This is a genomic window from Flavobacterium chungbukense (assembly GCF_020805785.1).
GTDB classification, from domain to species: Bacteria; Bacteroidota; Bacteroidia; order Flavobacteriales; family Flavobacteriaceae; genus Flavobacterium; species Flavobacterium chungbukense.
This window is the reverse complement of sequence record NZ_JAJGZV010000006.1, coordinates 15,943-34,571: the sequence shown is the minus strand read 5'-3', so window position 1 is coordinate 34,571 and position 18,629 is coordinate 15,943. Positions and strand designations below refer to the sequence as shown.

The 18,629-nt window shown below is 33.1% G+C and carries 11 protein-coding genes; 10 read left to right on the top strand and 1 reads right to left on the bottom strand.

The genetic code is table 11. The features are described from left to right. Window positions 1-232 precede the first annotated feature (232 nt). Complete coding sequence (locus LL966_RS16690; protein WP_229354823.1) at window positions 233-3,424, top strand: SusC/RagA family TonB-linked outer membrane protein; 3,192 nt, start codon at window positions 233-235, stop codon at window positions 3,422-3,424. Between the two features lie 82 nt (window positions 3,425-3,506). Beyond that, window positions 3,507-4,868 (top strand): SusD/RagB family nutrient-binding outer membrane lipoprotein, encoded by a 1,362-nt coding sequence (locus tag LL966_RS16685; RefSeq protein ID WP_229354822.1) that lies wholly within the window; start codon window positions 3,507-3,509, stop codon window positions 4,866-4,868. Window positions 4,869-5,003: 135 nt separating this feature from the next. On the opposite strand, the gene LL966_RS16680 is transcribed toward LL966_RS16685, so the two are convergent. Then, on the bottom strand, window positions 5,004-5,906 hold the full coding sequence (locus LL966_RS16680; protein WP_229354821.1) for a DUF6607 family protein: 903 nt from the start codon (window positions 5,904-5,906) through the stop codon (window positions 5,004-5,006). Between the two features lie 105 nt (window positions 5,907-6,011). On the opposite strand from LL966_RS16680, the gene LL966_RS16675 reads away from it, so the two are divergent. The 8 genes from LL966_RS16675 (at window position 6,012) to LL966_RS16640 (ending at window position 18,495) form a co-directional block, all read left to right on the top strand. Continuing rightward, window positions 6,012-8,165: a TonB-dependent receptor plug domain-containing protein gene (locus LL966_RS16675; RefSeq protein ID WP_229354820.1), complete on the top strand. Its 2,154-nt coding sequence runs from the start codon at window positions 6,012-6,014 to the stop codon at window positions 8,163-8,165. A 20-nt stretch (window positions 8,166-8,185) separates the two neighbouring features. Further along, window positions 8,186-9,601 (top strand): HmuY family protein, encoded by a 1,416-nt coding sequence (locus LL966_RS16670; RefSeq protein WP_229354819.1) that lies wholly within the window; start codon window positions 8,186-8,188, stop codon window positions 9,599-9,601. Window positions 9,602-9,878: 277 nt separating this feature from the next. Beyond that, window positions 9,879-11,357, top strand: coding sequence for an SGNH/GDSL hydrolase family protein (locus tag LL966_RS16665; RefSeq protein ID WP_229354818.1), 1,479 nt, complete (start codon window positions 9,879-9,881; stop codon window positions 11,355-11,357). After that, window positions 11,354-12,775: a GDSL-type esterase/lipase family protein gene (locus LL966_RS16660; RefSeq protein WP_229354817.1), complete on the top strand. Its 1,422-nt coding sequence runs from the start codon at window positions 11,354-11,356 to the stop codon at window positions 12,773-12,775. Before LL966_RS16665 ends, LL966_RS16660 begins: the two co-directional genes overlap by 4 nt. A 1-nt stretch (window position 12,776) precedes the next feature. After that, window positions 12,777-14,459, top strand: coding sequence for an MBOAT family O-acyltransferase (locus LL966_RS16655; protein ID WP_229354815.1), 1,683 nt, complete (start codon window positions 12,777-12,779; stop codon window positions 14,457-14,459). A gap of 336 nt (window positions 14,460-14,795) precedes the next feature. After that, window positions 14,796-16,160 (top strand): signal recognition particle protein, encoded by a 1,365-nt coding sequence (gene ffh, locus LL966_RS16650; protein WP_229354814.1) that lies wholly within the window; start codon window positions 14,796-14,798, stop codon window positions 16,158-16,160. Window positions 16,161-16,291: 131 nt separating this feature from the next. Further along, a complete protein-coding gene (locus LL966_RS16645; protein WP_229354813.1) occupies window positions 16,292-17,179 on the top strand; it encodes a bifunctional 5,10-methylenetetrahydrofolate dehydrogenase/5,10-methenyltetrahydrofolate cyclohydrolase in 888 nt (295 codons plus the stop codon). Window positions 17,180-17,568: 389 nt separating this feature from the next. Continuing rightward, entirely contained in the window at window positions 17,569-18,495 is a 927-nt protein-coding gene (locus LL966_RS16640) for a magnesium transporter CorA family protein (RefSeq protein ID WP_229354812.1), read from the top strand. Window positions 18,496-18,629: the final 134 nt, after the last annotated feature.

Genomic DNA, 18,629 nt, shown 5'->3' with positions numbered 1-18,629 from the left:
CAGCTGTTGATAGAAAAATTCTTCCTTATATCAATTTTTTATTATTTTGAATTAGTAAGCTTTTAATAAAAAATATATGAGGTCATAACAAAACCGTCTAATCTAGACGGTTTTTTGTTTCTAACTATTTGTAAGATAATTACTCTTTTTTTATTTATGTTAAAAATAAGTATATTCTTGTTAAAATTAATTTAATTTTCTAAGTTGCGCCCCTTAATTAAAAAAGCTATAAATGAAAAAGAAAATTAAAGGGTTTGCAATTCTTGTATTCTTGTTTACTGTTCAACTATTTTTTGCGCAGGAAAAAACAATTTCTGGAATTGTGTCAGATGCGAGCGGACCAATTCCGGGAGTTAATGTAATGCTAAAGGGTACTAAGTCAGGAGTGCAATCTGATCTGAATGGAAAGTATAGTATTAAAGCCAAGACTGGTGATGTACTTACTTTTTCCTACATGGGGATGAAAGATTTAAATTTGACTGTGTCTTCAGTTTCTGTTCTGAATGCTAGAATGGAAGAACAAGGTGAAGAATTGAAAGAAATAGTAGTTGTTACTGCATTAGGGGTCAAAAAAAGCACTCGCGCTATTGGATATGCTACTCAAGAGGTAAAAGCGGCAGACATTACAAGAGGAAATAATAATAATCTTTCTGGTGCTCTGCAAGGTAAATTAGCTGGAGTACAAATCACGCCTTCAAGTGGTGCTCCAGGAGCTTCTTCTCAAATAGTAATTCGTGGCGCTCGATCCTTTACAGGAAACAATAGTCCTTTATATGTAATTGATGGTATGCCTGTAGCATCGCAACCAGATTTTAGTACTGGAAACGGGGTTACAGGATCTGATATTGCTAACAGAGCTGTAGATATTGATCCAAACGAAATTGAGTCAATAAATATTTTAAAAGGACAAGCTGCATCTGCTTTGTATGGACTTAGAGCCTCAAACGGTGTAATTGTAATAACTACTAAAAGCGGAAAAAATTCTGGTCAAAAAGGGAAGCCTATTATTACTTTTAATACTTCTACAAGTTTTGAAACAATTTCAAAAAAGCCAAATACTCAAAATGAATATGCACAAGGTTCAAATGGAATATTTAATCCCAATGCTTCAACGAATTGGGGACCAAAAATTTCGGAATTACCTAATGATCCTGTGTATGGGGGGAATGTAACAAATGCACTTAATGGAGGAGTATTAAAACCAGGTAAATATTATGTGCCTCAAAGAGCAAAAGCTGGTCTAGATCCATGGGTTGCTCCTAGAGCTTATAATAATATTAGAGACTTTTTTAATACTGGAATCACGATCAATAATTCTTTAAATATTTCTCAGGCGACAGAAAAAACTAACTATTCATTTGGTATAGGTACATCAAAACAAGATGGAATTATCCCTGGAACGGGCATGAATAGATATACTGCTAAAGCCGTAGTGGATACAAAGTTAAATAATGAGTGGAAAACAGGTTTTTCATTTAATTATATTCAAACTAAAATAAATAAAAGTACATCAGCAAATGATGGCGCTATAGTTGGTGTTTTTGCGGCTCCAAGAAGCTATGATTTAAAAGGAATTGGTTATTCGAATCCAGCAAATCCGTACGATCAAATTTATTATAGACCAAGTGTTTTCAATAATCCTTACTGGGCTTCTGAGAATAACGAATTTAGTGAAAAAACAAATCGTGCTTTTGGAAATACATATATTCAATATTCTCCAGTTATAAGTTCAGATGGAAACCAAAAACTAACAGTAAAGTATCAGGTAGGTGTAGATTCTTGGACGACTAATTACAGAAATATTTTTGAATTCGGAAATAAACTTGATTTATCAGGACAAAGCAGTAGTGCAAATCTTTTCGGTACAACAAACGATGTAATTAATTCTTTATTTACAGTAAATTATAATTTAAATATAACAAAGGATTTTAATTTAAATGTTTTAGTTGGAAATGAGTATAACCATCAAAATACTAAAGAATATGACGAAATAGGAACAGCTTTTAACTTTGGTGGCTGGCCTACAATTGCCAATGCAAGAACAATAACTTCTGAAGAATATCGCAGACAAATACGTACTGTTGGTTTTTTTAGTAACATTGAATTATCATTCAAAAATATGCTTTTCTTGAGTGGTACTATTCGTAAAGATATTGCATCAAATATGCCTAGAGGAAATAGAGATTTTATTTATCCATCTGCTTCTTTAGGTTTTGTGGTGACAGAATTAGAGAGCTTGAAAGAGAATTCGTTTCTTTCATACGCAAAACTAAGAGGATCTATTGCTCAGGTAGGACAAGCTGGAAATTATATCGGTAATTATTATACTGGTCCATCTTACAGTGGCGGATTTTGGTCAGGGCAACCAATACAGTATCCATTAGGAGGTATTAGTTCGTATATTCCTAACAATGTACAATATGATCCAAATCTAAAACCACAAAACACGAAATCCTATGAGATTGGCGTAGACTTGAAATTTTTCAATAACAGAGTTGGAATTGATTATACTTTTTCTAAACAAAATTCAACAAATCAAATTTTTAGCGTTCCATTAGCTGGTTCTACAGGAGCAAGTTCAATTGTAACAAATGGAGGAAAAATGCGTAATGATGTACACGAATTGACTTTAATGTTAAATCCAGTACGAACAAAGGATTTTAATTGGACTTTAAATGCAAACTTCTCGAAAATTGACTCTTACGTTGAGGCATTAGCAAATGGTGTTGATAACATTTTTTTAGGTGGATTTGTAACTCCCCAACTTAGAGCTAGTGTGGGAGATCGTTTCCCTGTTATTTACGGTACAGGTTATGCTAGAGATGCTCAAAATAACATTATAGTAAATGCTCAAGGACTTCCTGTAGCTGATGGTGAATTAAAGGTATTGGGAGAAGTTGCACCAAAATTTACTTTAGGAGGTTCTACTCAATTTACATACAAAAGAATTTCATTGGGAGCTGTTGTCGATTGGAAAAATGGTGGAAAAATTTACAGCGGATCGAACAATTTAATGAATTACTATGGTGTAGATGCGAGAACAGCTGATAGAACTTCTGAATTTGTATTTCCAGGTGTTAAGGAAGACGGAACTCCAAATGATATTGTTAGAGGAGGTGTTTCAGATCCTAATGCACAACAACAATTGCAAGCAGCATTAAATGGTATTGCAGAATCTGCCGTTTTTGACGCAAGTTTTGTAAAATTAAGAGAAGTCACTCTAGGATACCAATTTCCTAAATTGTTAAATAACTCTGTTGATCTTAGAACTTCGGTTTTTGCAAGAAACATTTTATTGTGGTCGAAAATGCCTAATCTTGATCCAGAAGCTACACAAGGAAATAATAATTTCTCAGGTGGATTCGAACAATGGTCAATGCCTCAAACGAAGAGCATTGGTTTTGGAATGAACTTTACATTTTAATTAAAATCAAATGAAAAATATAAAAATAGCAATAACAGCTTTAGTAACTTTATTTTTATTTCAGTCTTGTTCTGAAGATAAGATGGATGAGATAAATAAGAATGTGAATAATCCAACAGATATGGCAAGCCGTTTAATAATTACTGATGTAATGGTTAATTCTGCTTTTGCTGTTACAGGCTCCGATGCCTCTTTTTATGCAGGAATATATTCTGAATTAAATGCGGGAAATCATAACCAAATGTATAATGCACAAGTTAGACGCTCCGAACCTCAATTATCTTCTACTTATAATAATGGATGGAATAATAGCTATGAACAGCTAAAAACATTACGCATTATTATTGATAAATGTACAGCAGGAGAAGAAAAAGGAAACTATCAGACATTAGGAATAGCTCAAATACTATTAGCTTATAATTTAGCTGTCCTGACAGATTTATTTGGCGATGTTCCTTATGAAGAAGCTGGAAAATCGGGAATAATTTTTCAGCCCAAGGTTGATAAACAAGAAGCAATTTATCAAGATATATTTGCTAAACTAAATGAGGGTATAGCTAATCTAAAAAAAACAACGACTTATTCAAGTTTAGGAAATCAGGACTTGATTTATGGCGGAAATTCAGCAAAATGGATAAAAGCGGCGAATGGCTTATTGGCGAGATATACTATGAGGTTATCTTTTAGAAAAGCAGATTATCAAGGTGCAATTAATTATGTTAATGCTTCTTTTGCTAGTGCTGATGATGAATTGAAATTTGTAAATGCTGGTGTGCCTAATCCTTATGCGAGATTTCAGTTAGACAGAGGTGCTGTATGCGTGAGTAAAAGCTTTTATAATACTATGGTTTCTAATGGACCGACTGACGCTCGTACTAATGCATTCTTTACAAAAATAGGGGGAGCAGTTGTAGCCTTTGATAATTCAAAAGAGGATTTAGAGGGACAAGGTATTTATTCTATCTCAGCGCTTATGAGTGAGAAAAATCCAATTTATTTATTAAGTTACCATGAATTATTATTCTTGAAAGCTGAAGCTGAAGCTAGGTTAGGTTTGTCTCAAGCACAAATTACCATGAATGCAGCGATAAAAGCATCTTATACAAAAAAACAAGTAGTAACATTTACTGAAGTTCAAGCAGATGCTTATATAGCTTCCATTGGAACACTGACTGGCGACGCATTATTGAAAAAGATTATGCTTGAAAAGCATATCTCTTTTTACGAAAATGAAGGTATTGAATCTTATAATGATATTAGGCGTTTGCGAGCGATGGGAAATGGAAATCTGATTCCGATGGTAAATCCAAAGCCTAATTTATTTCCTTTAAGATTTGCTTACGGTCAATCCGATGTTGCCTCGAATTCCAATATAAAAGATTTATATGGAGACGGATCCTATGTCTATAAAGAAAATGTTTGGTGGGCAGGTGGTACTAGATAATCGTAACATCAAATTATTACATGTAGTATAAAAGGAATTTCCCTTAAAAACTTATTTGATGATTTTTTTAAAATAATAACAAAAAGCCGGAAGTCTATAAGTAACTTCCGGCTTTTTTATAACAATTAATTCTAATTACTTAACAAATTTGTCAATGATTTTATCCGTTTCTGCTTTTGCAGTATCTGGTTTCAAATCAAATAATAGAGAGTAAAGCGCTTTTCTGTCAACTTTAGCTTCTAAGTTTAAGTCTTTATGTCTGTCAAAAAGAGTTTGCCATTTGTCACGAACATTTTTCCAAATTGCGTTGTTTGCTACCCACCATTTTTGAGCTGCGATACATTTAATATCTGGAACTTTAGTGTAAACATCAAATCCTTTTTCTTGTGCTAACAAAACATCTTTTCCAGCGTCATCACGAACCAATTTGTCGTTGTCTTGCTCATGATTCCATCCTGTCGCAGTGATTTCGTGAATGTTTCTTCTTTTTAAAACATTATAATCGTTACGTTTTGTTTGCTCTCTTCTAGGAAGTGGTGCATCAGCAACGTTTGCCCAATAATCTTTTCCGTCAACGTGAACCCAAGTCGAAGATCCTTCATATCTCGGACTGTCATCTACTTGATACACTTTTTGAGTCCACTGACCTTTAACCGCTTTTTTGTCTAATTTTTTGTATTTCCAAGAATTTCCTTTGTCAAAAGAATATAAGTCTGTGTTTTCGTATAGCCAATCTTGTCTCCAGTGTTTGATAATCATATCATCACTTACAATAAGTAAATGTTGCATTACAATTTTGTTTGAAGTGTCTTCTAATAATTCAACCCATTCTAAAGCCGATTCATGTTTTGTTTCAGATGGTTTATAAGTAAGAGAATCTTTTGGGTATGAGAATGTTTCAGTGAAATTAAATTTCACTTCGTAACATCCACACATTGATTTAATTGACTTAATATCTTGTTGTTTCTTGTCCTGACTAAAACCAAGACTGCATGTTAAAGCCACAGCGGCTGACATTAAAAGGCTTTTTGAAATCATAACTTATTGTTTTGTTTTTAAATTTTTTGCAAATATATAAATTTAATTTAGAACAATTAAAAATAGTTATATATTTGCATTGATTATTAAGACTGAATTAAAATAATGAAAATAAAATTTACCCTTTTTGCTGTATTATTAGTTGGCACTTTTTCTTTTGCTCAGCAAAAAGATACTATAAACTCGCAGGAAAAACTATCAGAAGTTGTTGTTACTGGACAGTTAGAACCTCAATCAATTAAAAAGTCAGTTTTTAATGTTCGTGTAATTTCAAAAGAGAATATTAAACAGCTTGCAGCAAATAATCTTGCAGATGTTTTAAATCAATATTTGAACATTAATGTAACATCAAGCGGTCAGGACGGAAGATCAAAAGTTTCAATGTTTGGATTAGATGCACAGTATTTTAAGATTTTGGTTGATAATATTCCATTAGTAAGTGATACAGGTATGGGAACAAATGTTGATTTGACTCAGGTAAATCTTGATGATGTAGAACGAATCGAAATTATCGAGGGTTCTATGGGAGTAACGCATGGAGCAAATGCTGTAACTGGTATCTTAAATATTATTACAAAAAAGGGAGGCGGATATAAATGGCAGATAGGCGCAACTATTCAAGAAGAAACAGTTGGTAAAGAATTTGGATTTTTTGATAAAGGCCGTCATATCCAATCGGCTAAAATTGCTCATAATTTTAATGATAATTGGTTTATAAACATTGGTGGAAATCGCAATGCAATGGCTGGTTTTTATGATAACAAACAAGGAAAAGATTATGATGTTAATGATGGACTAAGGGGGTATACGCAATTGCCAAAAGAGCAATTGGTTGGAAATGCAATTCTTGGCTACCAAAAAGATGCTTTTAGAATTTTTTACAAGTTTGACTATTACGGAGAAGATGTACATTTTTACAACTCGATCGTAAATATACAAGACAATTATCCATTTCCAGACACCTATTTTTCTAGAGATAAAAGATACATTACCAATCGTTATTACCATCACTTAAATGCGAGTGGAAACCTTTTTTCGAAGTTAAAATACAATGTTTCGGTTTCTCAGCAAAAACAAGAACGTGATTTAGAAAACTTCGTTTATCACATGGATACAAAACAAGAAGTTGATAATAAAAGAGAAACCTATCAATCAAAAGAGGTGTTTTATTCAACAGGTACATTGAGTAATTTCTTTGATAATAAAAAGGTAGATTTTCAGCTTGGTTATGAAATTACAAATGAGAATGGTTTTTATGATTCTTCAGTTGGTCAATTTAGAGATGATAGTCAGCAAGGTGTAGATATTAGAAAAAGATTGGAGAATTATGATATTTTTTCAGTTGCCGAAATCGGTTTAACGGATAAATTCTCTATTCGTCCAGGACTTCGATTTTCATTTCAAACTGCTTTTGAAAATCAATATGCAAGTTCTCTAGGTCTGAGATATCTTTTTGATAAAGGACTAGAAGTAAGAGGATCTTTTGGAAAAGCATATCGTACTCCAAATTTTGATGAGTTGTACACTTATTTTGTGGACTCAAATCATAATATGCAGGGAAATCCTGATTTAATTCCTGAAACAAGCACATCTTATGAAGTTAGCTTTAAAAGAGCTTGCACTTTTGATTCTGGTGCTCAGATTTCAAACAACTTAGCTGTTACTTATTTAGATGTTAATGATAGAATTGATTTAGTTACAACGAGACTAACTCCTTTAAGTTATCAATATCTTAATATCAACAAATATAAGATGTGGAACATTTCAACAGTAGAGCAATATACTTATAAAAATTGGAATGTAATGGTAGGGGCAGCTGTAGTAGGAATTTCCAGAAAACTTGATCTAGCGGCTGAAAATTTAGTGTCTGATGATAAATTTTTCTACTCGTTTAGATTAAACTCTAGTCTTTCTTATAACATTCCTAAATGGAATACTTTGATGGCAGTTTTCTATAAATATAATGGAAAACAACAGCAATATGTTGCAGGAACTGGAACCGATGGAAAGGCTGGTTTCTTTTTAAATGAGCTTGAACCTTTTAGCTACATGGATGCTTCAATTCGAAAAACATTCTTTAAAAATCAATTTGAAGTTACAGTTGGAGCTAGAAACATATTTGATATTACTAATGTGCAATCTGTGCAAAATGGCGGTGGAGGCGGCGCACATGGAGACGGAGGAACAACTAGTAACATGATGATGGGTTATGGTAGATCGTACTTCTTAAAGTTATCATATAATTTAAATTTTAATTAATAAATCAATAAATCAATAACATGAAAAAGAACTTTATTCTAATACTATCGTTTGTATTACTTGCCATTGGAGCTTGTAGTAGTGATGATGAAGTGGCTCAGGCAAATGCCGTAGCTTTTGCTTCTACGTCGTTAAATTTATCGGCAGAATCGACTCCGATTGAGATTAAATTTGCATCTCCAACTGCATCTGCAGGATCGCTAACTTTAACAGTTACTGAAACTGCGGTAGCGAATGGTACAGATTTCAGCACTACTCCGGCAATAGTAGCTAACACTGTTGTGGTACCTTTTGATAAAAATGTTTCTTCTGTAAGTTTTACTTTCAAAAAATTAAAAGAAGCTATCGAAGGTGAAGTTAAAAATGTGGTTTTCACTATTTCTAGTGTATCTATCAATTCTGTAATCTCTGAAAATAAATCAATTCAAGTTAACTTTAACGAAACTGCTTCTTTAGGAAATGCATTAGCTCCAGGAGTTGGTGGGCCAACTCAGCCAAATCAGGTTTTTGTTGATTTGAGCAGCGGAAAAATGACTGCCGTTCCTAGAGTTTCTTGGGATTTAGGATTTGCTTCTGGAACAGATTTTAGAGTGATAATAAACCATACTGTAAAAATGTCTGCTAAACAAACAACTAGTACAAATATTGATGAAGTTCAGGCAGAAGATGCAACTATGATTTTCAACCAAGGAACTGGTAGTATAACTCAAGTAGATGATCCAGCAGGCGATATTACTAAAACGGCTATTGCATCTATTTCGGCTACAGACAGTGAAAATAAAGTTTATGTGATTAATATGGGAAGTAACCCAGCGACTGTTGCTCCTGCAATCGGAAATGAAGGTACTGCTAATGGGTCTTCAAGAGGATGGAAAAAAGTTAGAATATTAAGAAGCGGAAATGATTATAAAGTACAATATGCTGATATTGCTGCGACTACTCATGATGAAATTACTATTACTAAAAATGCTGCTTACAACTTTACATTCTTAAGTTTGTTAGATAAGAAAACAGTTAGCGTTGAGCCTCAAAAAGCACAATGGGATATCAGCTTTACAAGTTTTACCAATACAACTAATTTTGGAACAGGTTTAGTTCCTTATAATTTTGCAGATTTCGTTTTAAATAACGTTAAAGGTGGATCAAAAACTTATCAAGTGCTTACAACATCATTTACTTATGATGCTTTCACGTTGGCAAATGTTGACAATACTAAATTTACTGACGATCAAAGAAATATTGGTTCAAACTGGAGAGGAACTACAGGAGGAACTGATGCAAACGGTAATCCAGTTTCTTTATTTGTAGCAAGAACAGATCGTTTCTTTGTAGTTAAAGATCCAGCAGGAAATGTTTATAAAGTAAGATTTACGGCAGGTGTAAACGCAGCAGGAGAAAGAGGTAATCCTACTTTCCAATATGCTATCTTGAAATAATTTTAAAATGAAAATCTAAAAAATATAAAGATTGTTCATTCTAATATATAATGCAATGCATTAAAATTTAGTTAATCATTAGCTTTGTTTTTTTTATTTTTTTTTGATTTAGAGGTTAGATTTATCTAACCTCTTTTTTTTGTTCTACTTTCTTACTAAATTGAATTAGAAACAAAATGTTATTCTATCTTTGCACAAATTTTTTCTGCAATAAGTTAACAATTATTTAATTGGTTTAATTTTTGAATGCAGACCTTTATACTTTTATAATAATTAAGTGAATACAAAATCTTATTTCTTTCAGTCTTTTGCAATTGTTGCGTTAGCGCTTGTTGCTTTTATTGGGTTCAAACAAATCCTTCCAGATAAAATATTTTCAGACAGTAAATTAGATTCTAAAAACATATTAATAGATAGTCTGCTTTTAGAGTCTGTGGCTAAAGATTCACTTGCTTTAGACGATGATAGTATTGCCGAAAGCGAAAGAGAATTAAAAAATCAGAAAATTGTTTTTGATCAGACAGAAGGAATTGAATTTCCTGCCGAAACTTTTGAGAATTATAAAGGTTATCAATACTTGATTTCTTTTTATGAGAAACTGTATCAGCTAGAAAAAAATCCGCAGAACAAAGTTCGAATTGCTTATTACGGAGATTCTATGACCGATGGAGATTTAATCGTTCAAGACGTTCGTACCAATTACCAAGAACGTTTTGGAGGAAATGGAGTTGGTTTTGTTTCTATCACTTCAGAATCTGCAGCTTCTAGAGGTTCTGTAAAATCAACTTATTCTAAAAACTGGAAAACACAATCGTATCTAAATGTAAAAAGACCAACGAGTCCTTTTGGAGTAAACGGTCATGTGTTTTTTGCAAATGATAAATCGAACCCAACTTGGGTTCAGTATGAAGCAGGTCTTAGCAAATATTCTACTTCTTTAGATAATGCCACTTTATTTTACGGACGCGCTTCTAAAACAGGAAAAGTCAATTTTATTATCGGAAAAGATACAATCAGAAAAAGCCTTTCGCCAAATAATTTAGTGAATACATTAAAAGTTTCTTCTGGAAATTTAAAAGCATTTAAAGCTAATTTCATTCAGGCAGATTCTATCCCGATTTACGGATTTAATTTTGATAACGGAGCAGGAGTTCATGTTGATAATTTCTCTCAGAGAGGAAATTCAGGTCTTCCAATTTCAATGTTCAATGCCGATGTTATGAGAGCTTTTAATAACAATCTGAAATACGATTTGATTATTCTTCATTACGGAACAAACGTTTTAAATTACGGAACAAAAAATTATTCTTGGTATGAAAAAGGAATGACTAAAACCGTAAATAAAATAAAAGAGTCTTTTCCAGGAGTTTCGATTTTAATTGTTTCTACAGCAGATAAATCGACTAAATATGACATGGAAATGAAAACCGATTCTGCCGTAGTTCCTTTAATGAAAGCACAGAAGCATTATGCACTAGAAACTCAGGCAGGATTTGTAAATTTATATACCTTAATGGGTGGAGATGGTTCTATGATAAAATGGGTTGATGAAGCACCGGCAAAAGCCAATAAGGATTACACGCACTTTAACCAGCGTGGAGCAAAAGCAATTGGTAATTTATTGTACGGACAATTGAATAAAGGATACGAAGAATATAAAGTTCTCAGACAAAAAAGAGACGCTGAAGGGACTAAGCCAAAACCAGTAAAAAGAGCCAAATCCGATTCCGTTTCCATAACAAAAGACAGCTTATGATTAATAAACTAATGATTTTCTTTTGTTGTCTTTTTTTTGCAACAAATGAAAAATCTCCAAAAACAGATGTACATCCAATACCTAAAAGTATGATTCAAAAAGTGGATACCGTTGCGATTGAAGCTCCTTCTGATGGTCAAATTTATAATGCGACAGTATTAAAAGATTTCTTTAAGAAATTAGAAGAAAATGAAAATCAGAAAAACCAAAAAATCAATATTGTTCATATTGGAGATTCTCATATTCAAGGTGATTTAATGACCAATGAAGTCAGAAAAAATCTGCAGCAAAAGTTTGGAAATGCAGGACGCGGTTTAGTATTTCCCTATCAATTGGCAAAAACAAACGGATCTTACAACGAACGTTTCAAATCGAATAGAGTTTGGACAAGCTATAGAAATATTCTTCCATTTAAAAGTAATCCAGTTGGTTTAAGCGGAATTGGACTTTGGAGAGATTCTGGAGGATTTGTAATGGAGATGAATGTAAAAGATCCTGCGTATAAATTCAATACCATAAAAATTATTACACCACAGAATCAGAATATGTTTGATTTGGCTGTTTCCTCTAAAATTAATTCAATTCAGACAACAGAGCGAAAAGTCATTACCCATAAAATTAAAAAAGGAGAAGTTCTAGGAAGCATCGCAGATAAATACAATGTTTCGATTGCAGAAATTAAGAGAGACAATCATTTAAAAGGAAATAATATCCGTGCAGGCAGAACTTTAAAAATTGCTACAAACGAAACAAGAGCAAAAACAGTTTCAATGTCTGAATTTGTTCCTTTAACAATAGAATCAGATTCTTATACTCATTATTACAATTCAGAAAATCCTTTAAGCCGCATTTTTCTTATTCCAAATAAAGAAGCTTCTGATTATGAATTGAACGGAATTGTTTTAGAAAAAGATACTTCAGGAATTCTCTACAGCGGAATAGGAGTAAACGGAGCTAAATTTTCAGATTATAATAAGTATCCGTTATTCTTTGAGCAATTAAAAGCATTGCATCCAGATTTGCTCGTATTTTCTTTAGGAACAAATGAAAGTTATGATCATTTGGATTCGGGAAATTATATAAAAGAACTTCGTGAGTTTATCAGTAATATCAAAGCACAAAAAATTGATGCACCAATAATTGTGATTACACCACCGCCTTCATTATTGAGAAGAAAACCGAATACTTATATCGATGATTATACAAAACAAATTATCGATACGGCTCAAAAAGACGGTTTTGCCGTTTGGGATTTGTACAATGAATTTGGTGGTATGAGTGGGATCAAACAATTAAAAGTTCAAGGATTAATAGGTCCAGATTGGGTTCATTATTCCAAAAAAGGATATGAGAAACAAGGTAATCTGTTTACTCAGGCGTTTTTAAAAGCATACGATAATTTTAAATTAAAGAATTAAGTTGACAACAATAGATAGCATTAATAATTGGTTCATTCAAAATTTTGGTGCAATTACAACAGAACAAGTTGAAAGCTGGTTTGTTTACAATCCAGACGAAAAACTTTTATTCAATACCGGTTTATTCTTAGGCCTATTTTTGGTTTTCTATTTTGTGTATGGTTTTTTACGCAAAACATTTTATTTGAGATTAACATATGTTATTCTCTTCTCGCTATTCTTTTACTATAAATCAAGCGGAATTTATTTTCTATTATTACTGCTTTCGTCAGTTGTAGATTATGGTTTGAGCCAGATTATTTATAGAGAAAGCCGCGATAATGTCAAGAAATTATATTTGGTAATCAGTGTTATTTTGAATTTAGCGCTTTTGGGTTATTTCAAATACATGAACTTTCTGATTGTGACTTACAATGATATGTTTCATGGTAATTTTGCACTTCATAATGTTTTTCTTCCCGTTGGAATTTCATTCTATACTTTTCAATCAATGAGTTATATTATTGAGATTTATAGAGAAGAAATCAAACCAACTAAAAATTATATCGAATATTTATTTTTCGTGTCGTTTTTCCCGCAATTAGTTGCCGGACCAATTGTGCGTGCAAAAGATTTTCTACCACAGATTTATCAAAAATTAAACCTTACGAGACAAGATGTAAACAATGCTTTATTCTTAATTATTGGAGGTTTAATAAAGAAAACAGTAATTTCGAATTACATTTCGGTAAACTTTGTAGATCGTGTTTTTGATACGCCTTTGAGTTATACTTCGTTCGAAAATTTAATGGCATCTTACGGATATGCCATTCAGATTTATTGCGATTTCTCAGGATATTCAGATATGGCAATTGGTATCGCATTATTACTTGGATTTAAATTGCCAGAAAACTTTAGAACGCCATATAAATCGACTTCGATTACCGATTTCTGGAGAAGATGGCACATCTCGCTTTCAACTTGGTTGAAAGACTTTTTATATATTTCGATTGGAGGAAACCGTCAAGGTTCTTTCGCTGGATATTTATTTCCAAGTTTATTTTTCTTCGGATTATTACTTTGGGGAATTTCCAATTTTAATGAAAGTATAATTCCGCTTATTATTGCAGGAAGCAGTATTTTGATTTTCTGTTTGTCATTTTTACTTTCAAGCAAAATAAAACAAACATTAGTAACCAATTTCAATTTGTTTACTACGATGCTTTTAGGAGGTTTGTGGCACGGAGCAGGAGCGCAGTTTATTGTGTGGGGAGCGCTTCACGGATTAGCTTTGGCTGTTCACAAAATCTTTATGGAATTTTTTCCTTCCAAAAAAGACAAAAGTCCAAATTTCTTGTGGAGATTTTTCTCGATCTTAATTACATTCCATTTCGTGGTTTTCTGCTGGATCTTCTTCCGTGCAAGAGATTTCGAAACAGCCTTGCAAGTAATTAATAATATCGGACAATTGACATTCGAACCAGAACTTTGGAAAACAATTGTATTAGGCTACAAAAACGTATTTGGATTAATGTTATTTGGTTATGTTTGGCATTTCTTACCAGAATCATTCACCAAAGGAATGAAATCGATTTTTGACAAAACGCCAATCTTGGTAAAAGCAATAATTTTAGGATTTGTTTATTGGATTGTTTACGCGACTGCAGTTGCGGGTTCACAACCGTTCATTTACTTTCAATTCTAAAATAAAGGTTCAAAGGGACAAAGTTACAAAGGCGCAGAGGTTTTCTTCTTGTGTCTTTTTTCTTTTTGCCACCGATTAGAAGGATTAAAATGATTTTTTTTCACTCAGATTTTGCAGATTTTTGCAGATTTTATTTTTTAGATTTTAAATTATAATCTATATGAATCTGCTTAAATCTTTTTAAATCTGCGTGAAAAAACTTTGCGATCTTGCAAGAAAAAAAACATAGCGTTCTTTGCGTAAACCTTCGCGAACTTTGCGGTTAAATGCAGCTAAATAAAAATTGCCTGAAATATCTAATTAGATTATCTTTGCACTTCAAATAAAGAAAATAATATGTTTGATAATTTAAGTGATAAGTTAGATAAAGCGTTCCATATATTAAAAGGGCACGGTAAAATTACAGAAGTAAACGTAGCCGATACCTTAAAAGAAGTTCGTCGTGCCTTACTTGATGCCGATGTTAACTTTAAAATTGCTAAAGATTTTACCGCTAGAGTAAAAGACAAAGCAATTGGTCAGGACGTATTGACAACCTTACAGCCAGGACAATTATTAGTTAAACTGGTAAAAGATGAGTTGACAGAATTAATGGGTGGAGATGTTGCTGGTGTTAACTTATCAGGAAATCCAACTGTTATTTTAATGTCAGGACTTCAAGGTTCTGGTAAAACAACTTTCTCTGGAAAATTAGCGAACTTCTTAAAAACGAAGAAAAATAAAAAACCACTTCTTGTAGCTTGTGATATCTACCGTCCAGCGGCGATCAATCAGTTGCATGTTGTAGGAGATCAAATAGGTGTTGAGGTATATTCAGAACCAGAAAATAAAAATCCTGTAGAAATTGCTCAAAATGCAATCAAACACGCTAAAGCAAACGGATTCAATGTTGTTATCGTCGATACAGCAGGACGTTTAGCAGTAGATCAGGAAATGATGGACGAAATTGCACGTGTACACAAAGCAATTCAGCCACAAGAAACATTGTTCGTTGTAGACTCTATGACAGGACAAGATGCTGTAAATACAGCAAAAGCTTTCAACGATATCTTAAACTTTGATGGAGTTATCTTAACGAAATTAGATGGTGATACTCGTGGTGGAGCGGCGCTTTCAATCAAATCGATTGTAAACAAGCCAATCAAATTTGTTGGTACTGGAGAAAAAATGGAAGCAATTGACGTTTTCTATCCAGAACGTATGGCAGAGCGTATCTTAGGAATGGGAGACGTTGTGTCTCTTGTTGAAAGAGCTCAAGAACAATTTGATGAAGAAGAAGCAAGAAAACTTCAAAAGAAAATCGCTAAAAACGAATTTGGTTTTGATGATTTCTTAACACAGATTCAGCAAGTGAAAAAAATGGGTAATATGAAAGACTTGGTTGGAATGATACCAGGTGCTTCAAAAGCCATGAAAGATGTAGAAATCGAAGATGATGCTTTCAAACACATTGAAGCAATTATCTACTCGATGACGCCAATTGAAAGAACAAAACCTTCTATAATCGACGTAAAAAGAAAAGCCAGAATCGCTAAAGGTTCTGGAACTAAAGTCGAGCAAGTAAATCAGTTAATGAAGCAATTCGACCAAATGAGCAAAATGATGAAGATGATGCAAGGTCCAGGCGGAAAAAACCTGATGAAGATGATGGGAGGTATGAAAGGAATGCCGGGCGGTATGCCAGGAGGAATGCCAAAATAATAAAAAGAGTTTCAAGTTTAAGGTTTCAAGTTTTGAAACCAAAACTTGAAACTTTTTTCGATAAATAAATACAAGTTTCACCTACAACATGAAACTTGAAACCTGAAACAAATTAAACCTGAAACAACACAATGCAACTACTAGACGGTAAAAAAACATCTAACGACATTAAAAACGAAATTGCAGCCGAAGTTCAAGCTATAAAAGACGCTGGAGGAAAAGTACCTCATTTAGCGGCCGTTTTAGTTGGAAATAATGGAGCAAGTTTAACTTACGTAGGAAGTAAAGTAAAATCATGTCAGGAAATTGGATTCGATTCAACTTTAGTTGCTTTGCCGGAAACAATTACCGAAGAAGAGCTTCTTGCAAAAATTGCAGAATTAAACGAAGATGATAATCTAGATGGATATATCGTTCAGTTGCCTTTGCCAAAGCATATCAATGAAGAAAAAATTCTTTTAGCAATTGATCCAGACAAAGATGTTGACGGATTTCACCCGACAAACTTTGGTAGAATGGCCTTAGAAATGGAAACATTCATTCCTGCAACTCCATTCGGAATCATGCAGCTGTTAGAACGTTACAAAGTAGAAACTGCAGGAAAACATACCGTAGTTATTGGAAGAAGCCATATTGTAGGTCGTCCAATGAGTATTTTAATGAGCCGTAAAGGAAATCCAGGAGATTCGACAGTTACATTAACTCACAGCCGTACTAAAAACTTAGCAGATTTTACTAAAAATGCCGATATAATTATTACAGCTTTAGGTGTTCCTGAATTTTTAAAGGCAGATATGGTAAAGGAAGGTGTAACCATCATTGACGTTGGAATTACTCGCGTAGATGATGCCTCAAACCCAAAAGGATATGTTATAAAAGGTGACGTTGATTTTGACGGCGTAAGCAAAAAAGCAGCTTTCATTACACCAGTTCCAGGTGGAGTAGGACCAATGACAATTGCAATGTTGCTTAAAAATACACTTTTAGCAAGAAAAATGAGAAGCGCAAGAAACCAATAATTTCTTTTCAAAATACGACAAAAGCCTGTTCAATTGAGCAGGCTTTCTTGTATAATACAACTAAAAAAAACACATAGAACAAGAGTGACTCTGGCTATGATTGATTTAAGTCGAAGCTCTGCGAACTCAAAACATGTAAAGAATCAAAGAAGGCCTTGCGTTCTTTGCGGTTGAAAAATTGGAATTTGGAATTTTAAAATTGGAATTTAAAAATATCATTTTAATATATAATTAATAGTTTAAAGTTTCGGTTCTTAAAAATAAAGGATACTTTTGCAGCACTTTAAAAAATAACACTTCTCCAAATGGACGATTATTATTATTCGTTAGTATTAAATTAAGCAGCTTTTGAAACTTCAAAATGCTGCGATAAAATCCTGTATTTTGAAATGAAAGCCTTTTACACAAACAACAACGGATTAATTGAAATCCAAAAATGGACTTCTAACTGCTGGATTCACATCGAATCTCCAACAGAATCAGAAAAAGAATATTTACTCGAAGAACTTCAGATTCCCGAAGCTTTCTATAATGACATCGAAGATATCGACGAAAGACCTCGTATCGAAATTGAAGACGGCTGGACTTTGATTATTATGCGCATTCCCATTAAAAGCGGCGATGTCAAAATACCTTTTCACACCGTTCCGCTCGGAATCATTTTTAAAGACGATATCTGTGTTACAATCAGTTTTTATAAAACAGAAATAATCAAAGATTTTGTTGCCTATTCACAACGCAAAAACATCGAAATAGAAGACAATTTCAATTTGGTGTTGCGATTGCTTTTGTCATCAAGCGTTTGGTATTTAAAATATCTGAAACAAATCAATCATAAAATAAAACTCGCAGAAGATAATTTAGAGAAATCAATCAAAAATGAAGAATTACAGGCATTGCTTCAAATCGAAAAATGCTTCGTATTCTTTATAACTTCTCTAAAAGCAAATGATGTGCTGTTTCAAAGAATCAAAAATTTAAAAGCCCATAAAGCCAATTATGATTCAGAATTATTGGAAGATGTCGAAATCGAATTAAATCAGGCACAAGATACGGCCAATATTTACAACAATATCTTGACCGGAATGATGGATGCCTACGCTTCTGTAATCTCAAATAATATGAATAATATTATGAAACAGATGACTTCGATCTCAATCATATTAATGATTCCAACCTTAATCGCCAGTTTATACGGAATGAACGTGCCAAACGGTTTAGAAGAAAGCAAATACGGAATATGGATTCTGCTTTTTGTTTCCGTAATCTTATCCACTTTTGGAGTCTTTTTATTCAAAAGAAGAAGATGGTTTTAATTTAAAACTTAAAAATGCTATAAGCCTGTTCGTTAAGAATAGGCTTTTTTGTTTCTGATAATTTGGGCGTGACCATTTTTGCAAAAAGGCGCACCAATCTTTGTGCGTATGTGCGCCTTTTCGCAAAAAAGGTC